Origin of the sequence: Nostoc sp. MG11 (assembly GCF_014904695.1) — a bacterium.
Taxonomy (GTDB): Bacteria; Cyanobacteriota; Cyanobacteriia; order Cyanobacteriales; family Nostocaceae; genus Komarekiella.
Genome location: NZ_JACXXN010000002.1, coordinates 180,195 through 192,405 on the forward strand (window position 1 = coordinate 180,195; position 12,211 = coordinate 192,405).

At 42.2% G+C, this 12,211-nt stretch carries 19 protein-coding genes; 7 read left to right on the plus strand and 12 right to left on the minus strand.

Annotated elements, in window-relative coordinates:
• Positions 1-18 precede the first annotated feature (18 nt).
• The 10 genes from HCR01_RS39820 to HCR01_RS03425 all read right to left on the minus strand — a co-directional run bounded on the left by HCR01_RS39820 (position 19) and on the right by HCR01_RS03425 (position 4,472).
• Positions 19-153, minus strand: a complete 135-nt coding sequence (locus HCR01_RS39820; protein WP_264299875.1) for a hypothetical protein — start codon at positions 151-153, stop codon at positions 19-21.
• A complete protein-coding gene (locus HCR01_RS03395) occupies positions 150-671 on the minus strand; it encodes an SDR family oxidoreductase (RefSeq protein WP_264299876.1) in 522 nt (173 codons plus the stop codon). The genes HCR01_RS39820 and HCR01_RS03395 overlap by 4 nt, the downstream gene beginning before the upstream one ends.
• Positions 646-924, minus strand: coding sequence for an SDR family NAD(P)-dependent oxidoreductase (locus HCR01_RS39825; protein WP_264299877.1), 279 nt, complete (start codon positions 922-924; stop codon positions 646-648). Before HCR01_RS39825 ends, HCR01_RS03395 begins: the two co-directional genes overlap by 26 nt.
• Positions 925-1,073: 149 nt before the next feature.
• Positions 1,074-1,583 (minus strand): quercetin 2,3-dioxygenase, encoded by a 510-nt coding sequence (locus HCR01_RS03400; protein ID WP_193194529.1) that lies wholly within the window; start codon positions 1,581-1,583, stop codon positions 1,074-1,076.
• Positions 1,584-1,758: 175 nt separating this feature from the next.
• Complete coding sequence (locus HCR01_RS03405) at positions 1,759-2,607, minus strand: AraC family transcriptional regulator (RefSeq protein ID WP_226889103.1); 849 nt, start codon at positions 2,605-2,607, stop codon at positions 1,759-1,761.
• Positions 2,608-2,757: 150 nt separating this feature from the next.
• Positions 2,758-2,955, minus strand: a complete 198-nt coding sequence (locus HCR01_RS38380; RefSeq protein WP_226889104.1) for a hypothetical protein — start codon at positions 2,953-2,955, stop codon at positions 2,758-2,760.
• Positions 2,952-3,092 (minus strand): hypothetical protein, encoded by a 141-nt coding sequence (locus HCR01_RS38385; RefSeq protein WP_226889105.1) that lies wholly within the window; start codon positions 3,090-3,092, stop codon positions 2,952-2,954. Before HCR01_RS38385 ends, HCR01_RS38380 begins: the two co-directional genes overlap by 4 nt.
• A 13-nt stretch (positions 3,093-3,105) precedes the next feature.
• Positions 3,106-3,666, minus strand: a complete 561-nt coding sequence (locus tag HCR01_RS03415) for a DUF2808 domain-containing protein (RefSeq protein ID WP_193194531.1) — start codon at positions 3,664-3,666, stop codon at positions 3,106-3,108.
• A 27-nt stretch (positions 3,667-3,693) separates the two neighbouring features.
• Positions 3,694-4,131 carry a DoxX family protein gene (locus HCR01_RS03420; RefSeq protein WP_193194533.1) on the minus strand — a complete coding sequence of 146 codons (438 nt, stop codon included), beginning with the start codon at positions 4,129-4,131 and terminating at the stop codon, positions 3,694-3,696.
• Between the two features lie 122 nt (positions 4,132-4,253).
• On the minus strand, positions 4,254-4,472 hold the full coding sequence (locus tag HCR01_RS03425; RefSeq protein WP_193194535.1) for a DUF2945 domain-containing protein: 219 nt from the start codon (positions 4,470-4,472) through the stop codon (positions 4,254-4,256).
• Positions 4,473-4,865: 393 nt separating this feature from the next.
• On the opposite strand from HCR01_RS03425, the gene HCR01_RS03430 reads away from it, so the two are divergent.
• The 5 genes from HCR01_RS03430 to HCR01_RS03445 all read left to right on the plus strand — a co-directional run bounded on the left by HCR01_RS03430 (position 4,866) and on the right by HCR01_RS03445 (position 7,920).
• Positions 4,866-5,057, plus strand: coding sequence for a hypothetical protein (locus HCR01_RS03430; protein WP_193194537.1), 192 nt, complete (start codon positions 4,866-4,868; stop codon positions 5,055-5,057).
• A gap of 32 nt (positions 5,058-5,089) precedes the next feature.
• A complete protein-coding gene (locus HCR01_RS38390; RefSeq protein ID WP_320073083.1) occupies positions 5,090-5,380 on the plus strand; it encodes a sugar-transfer associated ATP-grasp domain-containing protein in 291 nt (96 codons plus the stop codon).
• Between the two features lie 12 nt (positions 5,381-5,392).
• Positions 5,393-5,599 carry a hypothetical protein gene (locus tag HCR01_RS38395; RefSeq protein WP_226889106.1) on the plus strand — a complete coding sequence of 69 codons (207 nt, stop codon included), beginning with the start codon at positions 5,393-5,395 and terminating at the stop codon, positions 5,597-5,599.
• 100 nt (positions 5,600-5,699) lie between these two features.
• Positions 5,700-6,974 carry a S41 family peptidase gene (locus tag HCR01_RS03440; protein ID WP_193194539.1) on the plus strand — a complete coding sequence of 425 codons (1,275 nt, stop codon included), beginning with the start codon at positions 5,700-5,702 and terminating at the stop codon, positions 6,972-6,974.
• Between the two features lie 220 nt (positions 6,975-7,194).
• Complete coding sequence (locus tag HCR01_RS03445) at positions 7,195-7,920, plus strand: zinc metallopeptidase (RefSeq protein WP_193194541.1); 726 nt, start codon at positions 7,195-7,197, stop codon at positions 7,918-7,920.
• A gap of 154 nt (positions 7,921-8,074) precedes the next feature.
• Here the strand turns inward: HCR01_RS03445 and HCR01_RS03450 are convergent, their stop codons facing one another.
• The gene (locus tag HCR01_RS03450; RefSeq protein WP_193194543.1) at positions 8,075-8,731 is read right to left on the minus strand and encodes a hypothetical protein; all 657 of its coding nucleotides are present in this window, start codon (positions 8,729-8,731) and stop codon (positions 8,075-8,077) included.
• Between the two features lie 390 nt (positions 8,732-9,121).
• Positions 9,122-9,718 (minus strand): TetR/AcrR family transcriptional regulator, encoded by a 597-nt coding sequence (locus HCR01_RS03455; RefSeq protein ID WP_193194545.1) that lies wholly within the window; start codon positions 9,716-9,718, stop codon positions 9,122-9,124.
• A 132-nt stretch (positions 9,719-9,850) separates the two neighbouring features.
• Here HCR01_RS03455 and HCR01_RS03460 point away from each other — a divergent pair, with 132 nt between their 5' ends.
• On the plus strand, positions 9,851-10,645 hold the full coding sequence (locus tag HCR01_RS03460; RefSeq protein WP_193194547.1) for a glutathione S-transferase family protein: 795 nt from the start codon (positions 9,851-9,853) through the stop codon (positions 10,643-10,645).
• Between the two features lie 110 nt (positions 10,646-10,755).
• Positions 10,756-12,114: a guanitoxin biosynthesis MATE family efflux transporter GntT gene (gene gntT / locus HCR01_RS03465; protein WP_193194549.1), complete on the plus strand. Its 1,359-nt coding sequence runs from the start codon at positions 10,756-10,758 to the stop codon at positions 12,112-12,114.
• The last annotated feature ends 97 nt before the right edge of the window (positions 12,115-12,211 follow it).

The window sequence follows — 12,211 nt, forward strand, 5'->3', positions numbered from 1 at the left end:
GTATTATGTTTGCAGAATTCATCCTTTGCCGCTATCTATCAATGAGGCAGACTCGTTACCTGAAAAGCAACTGCACGAGAGCGATCGCTTTACCAAAGCTAAACTTAGATCGTCCGGTGTCAGGTAATTTAGCTCTACCTGGCTGTGGTTCACTGAATAACTACGCTCATACCGCCATCCGCCATCACGATCGAACCCACCATGAAGCTTGCCTTGTCTGATGCCAGAAAAGCGACAACCTCTGCGATTTCCTCTGGCTGGGCAGCACGCTTGATCAAAGCCACTTTGCCGTGTTCAGCGAGAAACTCGCGGCCGTCCTCACGGAAGGTATTGAGCAGGTTAGTCACGACATCGCCTGCACCTACCGCGTTGACTCGGATGCCGTGTTCAATCGCTTCTAGCGCCAACGTGCGCGTGATCTGTGCTAGCGCACCTTTTGCTGCGGCGTAAGCCGAAATGCCTGGGAAGGTCTGGTAGCAGGCATATGACCCAATGTTGACGATCGCACCCGTTTGGTTCGGAATCATCGCCTTGAGCGCTTCCCGTGATTGCAAAAAGACACCTGTGGCAGTGATACCCATGATCGAATTCCAATCCTCAAGCGTCATGTCGATCGCGTTCTTATACACAATGCGAGCGGCGTTGTTAACTGAGGATATCGAGCTTGCCAAAGCTTTCCGTTGCAATGTCAACGACTTCCTTGGCAGCCTGCTCTGTCGCTACGTCACCCACAAACGGAATGATCCGCCAATTGTCCTTGAAAACATCATTCACATCTGGGTTGATGTCCTCGACAACGACAAGCGCCCCACGACTTTCTAGCAGCTTGGTAATTGCTAAGCCAATGCCGCTAGCTGCTCCAGTGACGAGCGCAACTTTCCCCTCAAGCTCGCGCTGTATATTGTTTGATTCGTTGCTTTCCATGATTGATTTGAATTATTTTAAACTACAGAAAATGCCGCCGAAGATTTCAATTCTCTGTTCACTCACTCATTGTCAGATCAGGGATTGAAGTTCCAAGAAGAGAGCTTTAACTTGAACAGCCAAGCTGATATCATCCGGTATCGGGTAATTTAGCTTACGAAACTTTGTAAGAAATTAGTTTTAGCCGCAGGATATTTTTGAATGACTTGCTCAAGCGCTTGACTAACTTGTTCTTGATTGGGAAAAGACACTGTAGGAGGCAAAGTGCGCGCCTCTGCGGGCACAGTCGTTGCCATAATCGTGTACTCAAACCCTGCTGGTACATAGGTATTGAGTAATCGCACCGTTTCAGAATCGATTTGAAAAGCGTGTTTTGTACCCCGTGGAATTGATACAAACGAGCCAGCAGTTGCTTTAATCGGCTGGTCTTCGACAAAGAAAGTGGCTTCGCCTTCCATAATGTAGAAGGTTTCATCTGCCGCCTCATGAATGTGATCTGGTGCTGCTGGCCCCTGCGGTATCAGTTCTTCTATGCAGGAATACTGTCCATCCGTATCTTCAGCAGTTGCCAGCATGATCCAGAGAATGCCCATACCCCAGTAAGCGCGACCTTCGGTACTATTGACTTGAAAAGCTTGTGGCTTGTTTTGTGCGGTCATGTCTAAATCCTTTATTTGAATTGGTTATAACTAATGATCGTTGGCTAGCTCTCCCAATCGGGTTCAACTTGAGGTTGGTGCGAACCTAATCTATTGTTTAAAGAGTCCAATTCAGCCTTCGTCGCCATAGCTTGCGACCTTAATTTATAAAAACCCTATTGAAAGATTAATGAATTTAAGCATCAAAATCTATCACGTTCTTGCTGTCTTGAATGTATTGCCTCGGAGTAACACAAACAAGCCGCTTGAAGTGTGAGCCAAAGTGACTTTGACTCGCAAATCCAGTTTCAGCCGCTACTTTATTGATAGACCACTCTTTTCTTAGCAGCCGTTTTGCCTGCAAAATTCGCACTTGAATTTGATAAGCGTGGGGTGGCATTCCAAAGTTTTTGCGAAAAGATCGATTGAGATGAAAGGGACTCAAGTTCGCAATCTGTGATAATTGTTCTAACGATATCTCTTGATCGTAATGGTCTTCTAGATATGCCCGAACGCGCTTGACGGGCTGACATTCTTCCCCTAACCTTGCTTGGCAAGGCGGATTTTCCGCACAGCGCAAAATTAATTGTGCTAACAAATCCAGGATCAATGTTTGTTGTTCAAGCCCAGATATGGATTGTTCTAGGGCTTGATGAACTTGAACAATTTGTGTATTAAGTTCGCGGTCATGGACTAGAGGCATCGGAAAAGATGGCAGCGCTGTTTTGCGTCCTGCAATTTCTGTTGCAACTTGTTGAAGTAAATTTATACCTACCCGTAGCCCTCGAAAAGTGCAGTCTTGATCGCTCGTAGAATCAGCATAATGTGCTTCTCCGGGTTGTGTCACCACTAAGGTATCTGATGGAACGCTATACATCGTGCCTCGGTAGTTAAACCGCCAGCCGTCACCTTGCCTAATGCTGAGTTCCAGTTCTTCGTGAAAATGGCGGGGCAATGAATAGCGTTTAGAAACACCATACACCAACTCGATCGATTGCAGGTAATGAGATCGCCAGATTATAGGGCGTGACTGATTTGCTTTCATTAAAGAAATTGAGGTATTTTAGGTGTTGATACAAACTGGTATTTTGGTCACAAAAAAGGTAGGATTCCTAAAAAGAAAGCAGGGAATACCTACCATTAATAACAAAAATCTATATTCAAGCCTTGATTTAACCAAATCCTTGAACGATTTTCAAGACCTGGTTTCAAATAATTTTTTATCTGTCAGCAAACAAGTTATTTGATGAGCTTGGTTTAGTTTTAATTGCTTGTCACGATAGATATCTAAGTTAATGGTTCGCGGTTGCAACTGTGCAAGTTTTTCTAATAGCCGCGTCAGTGCTATATCTGAGAGCGATCTTTTTACTTGTTGCTGTTCTGGAAGCTTCAATCATCTTCGGTGACAGTGACTATCAACAGGCGCGAATCTTGTTTTTCCTGGGGACGCGATCGCATTAATTGGTCAAAAGCCTGCAACTCCCATGTCTGCAATCCTCCTTTTTGTTTCCTAGGTGAAAGTGTAGCCAAGGCTGAAACAAGATTATGGAAACCAGTGTCTTCCTTCGTTGTAGAACTGAAGCCGTCCAAAGCCAAGAAATTGACCGTGAGATTTCTCACCTACAGGGAACGCAGTGACGCCCAATAGATAAACACCGGAAAAGCTGGGATTCTTTAACGGGCGTAGAGCAATTGTGATTGTTTTTCCTGGAGTCACAGGCGGATTAAAGTTTACTGAAACAGTGCGTGTTTCACGCTCTCTTGTCACCGAGCCTAGTGTTAATTGCGCTCCTTTGCGATCGCCTGTTCCCACAAATGCGCGGGTATCATCGAGATCATAGCGGATATTTTCTACTCCCTCTCGTTGGGTAATTGTTACCCTCTGGAGGGGTTCGCCGGCATTTTCCGGCACGTTAATAGTAAAATAGTAAGTCCCTCCCCAGACATTTACACCTTTATATGTAGTCACTACATTAACCAGGTTTGGCGGTTGAACAAAGTAGACTGTGCCATCTCTAAGCTGCACTGCTTGAGTAACCTGAGTTGCAACTCCCCAAATACTTAGCGCTAACGAGAGTGTTTTCCCAAATGTTATAACGCGCATGGTCGGATATTGAATAAAAAAATGTGTTTATTCTAATTCCAGTTCTTTAGGAATCAATGACTTTGGAATTATAGAAGCTTGTTGTTCTCGATTTGAAGGTTTTGTATACCACCAAGCCCAAGCAATTAAAACTGCTTGTAAGGGAAGTCTGATCACATGAACCCAAGGTGAATTTGGTATATGATCAACTTTAATAAGATTAACTGCCATGTTGATATTCGCAGGATAAACAGCAATAAACAGAGCAATCAGTCCCCAAGCCGCTGCTTGACTTACAGGCGGGACTAATAATCCAATACCACCTAAAATTTCATAAAAGCCACTGAGATAGACTAATCCTAAAGGGTAGGGAAGTTGTGAAGGAACGATTCTGACATATTGGTCTGGTACAATAAAATGTGTCACTCCAACTACAATGATCGACATCGCAAGGATAACGCGTAAAAGTTCCTTATATTTACTCATGAGTTTTGCTTGATTCTATACTTATCTAGTTTGATTGACTAATTTCAATCTGACTTCGACCGATAGTAAGAAAATTGGCAAGCATTTTCCAAAATACCACTTAAGATTTTCAAGTATTTTAGTTAGTCACAATCTACTTTTTTAAGCGCATCAGGTTTGTGAGCGGCTTGTTTTCCTGTGTTATCACTTTCGACTAAGTATTCTGGGTTATCTTCCGACGCTGCAACGTGGTGTCCTTTAATATCTGTGGGAGATGTCAGCTTTTTTACTACTTTGCCAGTTGTTTTGCCTTGTGCAGTGTTCCATTCAACTTTGTCGCCTTTTTTGAATTGCTCAGTCACGATTGTTTCCTATTTGATGTTGTATGTCTTTTCAAGTCACTAAACCAGCTCTGTTAGCGTAGCCTGTAATGAGTATCAAGTCCTAAGTAGAAACCACTTAACTCATTTAGTACTCAGCATTAATGAAATTATGGTTGCAGTTTCAAAAATGGCCATCGTTCTGGTGATAGAGAAAACACCCTTTATTTGCTGATAAATTCTAGCCTTGAAGAAGTCTGCTGGCGGTAATTATCAAAGTACAATGATTTCTATATACAGGTGTAGAGACGTTACATGTAACGTCTCTATAGGGTTTTGGATTTTATTTATGTATTTCATGTACCTGAAATTTGCTGTAAATACAGGCTAATTTTTTTTGCAAAAAAGCTTGACTTAGAGTCCACTCTAAGTTTTATGGTGGTTTGGATATTGCCCAAATTAAGTACGCGACTACGGACGACTGGAATGCCAATTCGTCAAATGCAACAATTTGCTGATTTGTATCACCAGAAGCCTGAAGCGATCGCTACGCTGACCGCTATCTCACTTGGTGGTACGGTTCAGATCGAGTTTTACAAGCAAAAGGAGCAAGTAATATTGATTTAATTGCTTACCAAGGCGTCCCCGATATCCGAGTAATTGTCTATCGTGGCGTCCCAGCAATGGCAATTTTGCGTCTCCCAACACAGGCTTCTGATGGTAAAGCAAATTTACACAGAGGTGGCGTGGGTGTAGGTATTGACCTTTCGACTGGTATGACGCTGAGTGGTATCCAGCGCAACCGCTATATTGACAATCATCCTGAAACGGGGTACTCGTTGTGCGATCGCCAAATTCCTCACTGGCAAACTATTTTGGAGATGGCTGCTAAATTAGGTGATAAAACGGAGTCTGGCTATCTCGGCGTTGACATTGTTCTTGATCGATAAAAAGGGCCGCTGTTGCTGGAAATCAATGCTCGTCCTGGACTTTCAATCCAAATTGCCAATCGAGAGGGGCTGATTCCCCGACTAGAAGCAATTGATGATGTCTTGCCAAAACTCTTGGGAATTGATGAAAAGATTGCGTTTGTACAAGAAGCCTTTGCAGTAAAAATGCCTTTACAGGGCAGCGTGAAGCTAGCTGACACCAATGGCAAAGTCTACTAAAATCTGTATCATTACTGGTTTGTAAGTTGAAAATTATTTTTACCAGTGGTGATGCGTAGGCGAAGCCCGTCGTAGACATCGCTGATGAAATCAAAAACAGATGAAAATATTTCGACTCCCTTATTTAAACCGCTTAGCTGGAGCAATTTTTCTAAGTGTATCAATTTTACTCCTGCTGTGGTTGAGTTCACCACTACTACCAACGCTAGCAAAACCGGAAACTCAAGTGTTTCAGCAAGTTTGGCAAACCGTAAATGACAACTTTTACGACCCCAAGTTGAATGGAGTAGACTGGAAAGCCATCGGCGAAAAGTATAAACCTCAAGCAGAACAAGCCAAGTCTAAAGAAGAGTTTGCAACTGTGATCAATCAGATGCTCTCTGAATTGCGGACTTCTCACACTCGCTTCTACACTCAGGATGAACCAGCCTACTATCAACTTTTGGGGATTTTTTTGCCCAACAATCTAGAGTTACAGAAGCAGTTAAAAAAGTTTTTTCCCAAAGGCAAAATTGAATATAGTGGCATTGGCATATTCACCAAAAACATCAATGGCAAGACCTTTGTCAGTGCTATCTTAGATGGAAGTCCAGCAGCTAAAGCTGATTTAAAGGTGGGCGACCAACTCTTGAGTGTAGATGGTAAACCCTATCAGCCGATACAATCTTTTGCTAGTAAAGCGGACCAAAAAGTCAAGCTGTTGATTCAGCGCACGCCCAATGCTAGTAATCAGCAAGAAATTGCGATCGCTCCAAAGATACTCGACGCCACTACAATGTTTCTGGACGCTCAAGAAGCCAGTACCCAGTTAATTGAACAAGAAGGTAAGAAAATAGGCTATGTTCATATCTGGTCTTATGCAGGTGAGCAATACCAGCAGCAACTTGAGACAAATTTGATCTATGGTCGTCTCAAGAACGCAGATGGGTTAATTTTAGATTTGAGAGAGGGATGGGGTGGTGCGTCTCCCAGTTATCTCAATATCTACACTGCTGAAGGCCCAAGCTTGACTAGTATTCCACGCAATGGCAGGCAAAATACCTATAACTTTCAATGGAAAAAGCCAGTGGTCATGGTAGTGAATGAGGGTAGCCGGAGTGGTAAGGAAATACTAGCGTTTGGCTTTCAGCAAAATAAAATTGGGCCAGTAATTGGCTCTAAAACTCCAGGAGCAGTCGTTGCTGGTAGTCCTTTTCTAATGCAAGATGGCAGCGTCCTTTACCTAGCAGTTGCAGATGTGTTTCTCAACGGCAATCAAAGGTTGGAAGGTAAAGGTATCACACCGGATCTTAGCGTTCCATTCTCCTTAGAATACGCAAGAGGAGCAGACCCTCAAAAACAACGGGCTATAGAGACTGTGGTAAAGGCACTCTAGTTCTATAGTTATTGGATAATTTTACCAGGCGATCGCTAGCTTCTGATTTAAACAGAAAACTGCTACAACGTCTACGCCACTAAAAATCAAAGCCAATTACCAATCTTGACTGGAGCTTTAACTCCATCTGGCTCTTTGTAACATTATTTCATAAAAGCTTAATTAAAATTCAAGTAATTTAAGTGTGATAGCTAACACTACCTGATTTTTGCTTAAAATAATGAGCTTTTGGTTTTATCTATTTGTTGGAAGTGCAGTTGTTTCCTCTGCTCTATCTTTCAGGTGTAGTAGTCGGCAGGACAAACTGCGACGCCGAAACTTAAATCGTGTAGCAAGTTGTGGATTGACTGGTTATGAAGTTGCAACGTTGATCTTAAGAGAGAATAATCTGGGTGCGATATCTGTACAAAATGACCAAACCTCCCAAAAAGCCGCTTTCAGACCAAAAGAGGGAAAACGAGGAACCATACGTCTTCCCCCAGATATTTTTGCAGATTCCTCTCTACGTGCCATAGCAATCAGCGCTCATGAGTGCGGACATGCCTTGCAGTATTATTTTGGTCGCTCTTACTTCTCGATTTCTAAACTTACATTTGTTTTATTTTGGAGTTTCATCGGCAGCGGATTTTTTCTTTTGAATTTCAGCTTTATTTTTTTAAGTTTTATGGGAAGGGAGTTTTTTCTTATTCCCTTTTTGATTGTCCTTTTGGCAGCTATTCCTGGAATATGTTACGTAGTAGGTACTCTCCAGTCCGAATCTGATGCCACTCATCGCGGTATTACGATGTTAGAACTAAAAAAGTTAATAGACTATCACGAAACTAGTTTTGTAAAACAGTGGCTAGAAGCTTCTTTTCTCAACTACGTGTCTAATTCCTGGTTATTTGCTACTGTTTGGAGCTTTGCAATGGCTGGTATTATTATGTGTTATGGTCGGTCATCTTGAATTGAATAGGATTTACGCCACAACTCTATCAAATTCTTACCGCTCAGACTTTTCGCTGTGTCTTGGTGGTTTAAAAACTAACTTATAAACCACTAAGACACAAAGACACTAAGAAAGATGCATTACACTGCATTACACCGTAGTTATCTGCTCTCTACCTTCCTGAACTACGCACCAGTTGCCCTTCCTTGTAAGCTTGCCGCAAGGCAATTGCTTCTGCCACAATGTGCTGAGCGCTAAATCCTTCTTCATCGATCATTTTTTGCAAGGTAATCCCAGTAGATTCTGAAGCTTCGTGAATCGGCGGAATTTGACAATACCTCCCGCCATTTTTGAGCCGCCGCCAGATACTTGGTTTTTCAGGTCTTGGTTCTTTAGAAGTACGTTGTTTTTTGGTAAGAGAACGTACAGCCTCTTGGGTAATTGCACTTAAATCCAGCAGTCTATCTATTACTTGTTGATACTTTTTACCATTTTCTGCTAACTGATATATGGTTCTTGGCTCGAGTTGTGCTAAATCTTGGGGCGAAAATTTACCAAATGCTGCGGCAATTTTTAGATACCGTTTTTCTTCACCTTTCCAACCTTGGTCAAACAGTAGTTTTTTATACTCTTTTGCAGAGAGTTTTTGTTGTTGTTCTGCTAACCAAAAGGCATGATGCAATATTGTTTTGGTAACTTCGGCAAGGGTTTGAAAAGAAAAATTTTCGGTACTAACGCTTTTGGTCGTATTAGCTTTTTCTTCAATGAATTGCTCAAAATTGGGTCTGTTAACTTGGGCTGCAACTACACCCTGTACATGTGTCATCATAGTATTAGATCTCATCTAGGGTCTTTCTAAAAAGGATGTTTAACGACAACCTGCTCCCAAAGTATTAATGATCACAAACTACCCGCAGACAACTCCGGGTATCCACGTACTTCGTTGGCGGAAGTTTGAAAATTGGATTTTGTTCGGAACTCTTGCCCGATAAAAGGCGATCGCTAAAATTAATTCTACTAGAACAATTGTACTACTATAAATAGAAGAAAAAACCCTAAACATACCCAAATTTTTGGGAAAATGATGAAAGCTTTATACAAAAGAGCTTTTACGAGGCTGCGAGTAAAGTTTTAATATTAGGACTTACGCACTGAAGCCTGAAACCCTGCTCCCCCCTAACCCCCCCTTTTTAAGGGGGGAACGTCTAAAGCCCCCTTTCTAAGGGGGTTGGGGGATCTGAGTGCGTAAGTTCTGAATATATCGCTGCACTAGATATCGTTGCTGGTCTGGATGAAACTGTTCAGGATTAATGATAAACCCTGTCCCAATACCATCGACAAGTGCTATCAGGGCATTTGCTTCAAGCGTTAAGTCAATATCTTCTCGAATCAGCTTTGCTGTTTGCAAATCAGTCAACTCTTGGCAAATGGACTGATGTAGTGATTTATAGCGTTTTCGATGTTCCTGAATTAGTTTTTCACGCCCAATTGCATATCCTAGAAAGGCAATCCAAATCTGCCAACCTTGTCCGCCACTAGGTTCAAAAGGCAGCACAGCAAAAATCATTTGCTCAAACCGCTCAATTCCGTGCAATCCTTCTGTACAAGCTTTCATATCCCTAAATAGGTTTTCAAAGACTCGTTCTAGTACAAATAGCGTCAGTTCGTCTTTATCTCGAAAATAGTGGGTAAGAACACCTGTAGTACAGCCAAGTTCTTGAGCGATCGCCCGCATACTGGCGCGATCAAGTCCTTCACGAATAATCACGCGCCATGTTGCTTCAGTCACTTCGAGACGGCGATCACTGTAACCCATTTTTTTGCTAGTGTTCCAAGAATACAATTAAATCTGTTGACATATTATCACAACAGTTGTTATCTTAATTTGCATAACAACTGTTGTCATCTAAACACGACATCACGAGCATGAGAGGAAAAGTAAATTAAAATGCTTGAACTCTACTACTTTCCAGGTTCAATCTGCTCTCAAAAGGTAAAACTAGTTTTGGCAGAGAAAAATCTTAAGTGGAGCGATCGCCTGATTAATCTTTTGACCTTTGAAAACTTACAGCCTAACTACATTCATCTCAATCCTAAAGGTGTTGTTCCAACTCTAGTTCATGATGGCAAAGTGATTTGTGATTCAGCCATGATTATTCGTTACTTGGATGAACAATTTCCGAATCCGAGTTTGATTCCGAATGAATTAGTTTTGCGAAAAAGAATGGATGCATGGGTTGATCTCCAAAATCGTTTTCCTATGCGAGAAGTGATGTACGGCAACTACAAAGGAATTGATGGCATCGTGTTGCAACGCTCAGTTCAAATTAAAGAAAAGCTTATTCCTCAACTCATGCAAGCGAATCCTGAATTGCAAGAAATATATGCTGCTAAGTTGGAGGATGTGAAACAGTGGAACCAAACAATTCGGGATTCTAAGAAAATTGCTGAGATAAATGCACAAATTGAGCCATTATTGGAGCAACTAGAACACCAATTGAGTCAAACTAAATGGCTGTGCGGTGAAACCTATTCCCTAGCTGATGTTGTATGGACAGCTATTCTCAATCGCTTAAATGAATTGAATTTTAGCTATCTATGGAAAGACAATTCACAATCTAAAATTGCAAGATATTTTCAATGTCTCAAAGATCGCCCTAGCTTTCAGGCAGCAATTCAGCAGGACAAGATGCCATTGTTCATGATTAGAGATGGTTTAAGACGAATTTTTCTAGGTTTTTGATCTTATTCAGGCGGTATAAAGATCCCCGACTTTTCAAAAAAGTCGGGGATCTTATTTGTCACTTAAACTGAAAGAGTTCCAATTTAGATCAATTCCAGCACAGACAATCTATGGCATTTGTGATCCCAACCAAGTATGACTTCTTGCCTCGCTTTTACCGACTAGCAAGCGTCAGTGTGCTTTCTAACATGATGGTTCCCTTAGCGGGTTTGGTTGACATTGCCTTCTTGGGACATTTAGCAGACATCCGTCACTTGGCTGGAGTCATTTTAGCAACGATTCTTTTCGATTACCTTTACCGTGTGTTGAAATTTCTGCGCTCAAGTACTAATGCGATCGCTGCACAAGCTGCGGGACTTGATGACCCCAAAGGCATTTTACTAGCAGGACTGCGAAGTGGTTTGATTGCGTTAGGAATCGGTTTACTGATCCTGCTGCTGCAATACCCCTTGCAAAAAATTGGATTTACAATTTTGAGTGGTTCCCCTGAAATTGAAGCCTCTGGAGCTAATTATTTCAGCGCCCGGATTTGGGGTGCTCCTGCTGTCTTGCTCAACTTTGTTCTGATTGGTTGGTTTCTGGGTAGGGAAATGAATAGCGTGGTGCTGCTCATGTCTATTGTTGGCAATGCTTCTAATGTGGCGCTGGACTACCTGATGATTGTCAGGTTAGGCTGGGAAAGTATGGGAGCTGGACTAGCAACAGCAGTGAGTCAGTATCTAGCGCTAGTGATTGGTTTGGTTTGGGTTTGCTTCAGTATCCCGTGGCAAGTTTTACCAGCCGCTATGCAAGAGATTTTTGATTGGGCAGCCCTTAAAGATACTGTTGCGCTCAAAAGTAATATTTTAATTAGATTTTTAGCCCTAATTTCCACCTACGCTATCTTCACAAATCTCAGTGCAGCAATGGGAACAACTGTCTTGACAGAAAACGGTCTGCTTCTCCAAATTGCTCTGCTAAGTCAATTCACTGTTCAAGGCGTAGGGATGACAACCCAAACGCTGACTGGAAATTTCAAAGGCAAAGGAGCTACAGAACAGATGAGTCCACTGCTCACTGTTTCCATACTGACTAGTTTATTAATTGCACTGGCTGTTGCAACAATTTCTGTTCTGTTCTCAGACACGTTGTTCAGGCTGTTAACTAATCACGCAGAGATCAATAATCATATTAATAGCTACACGATCTGGTTATTGCCTCTGTTAGGATTTACTGCCATTGCCTTCATGTTGGAAGGCTACTTCATCGGTTTAAAGGAGAGTGCAAAACTACGTGATGCCGTCCTACTCGCTTTTGTCTTGGGTTTTATCCCTCTAGCTTTCACAGCATGGTATTTCCACAATAACCACCTCCTGTGGATGGCTCTTGTATCGTACATGGCAACTATTATCATCGTACTTGGATTACAGCTACCCCGAATGTTAAGCAGTCAAAACTTGCTTAACCAAGAAGCATTTCCTACCTCTTGAGGTGACTTCAACTCACAGCGCTTGTTTTCCCTTTTCTGCTCATAATGGCAACTGGTTCACCCGATTGGGTGAATGCGATGCTAGTAGATGGAATATA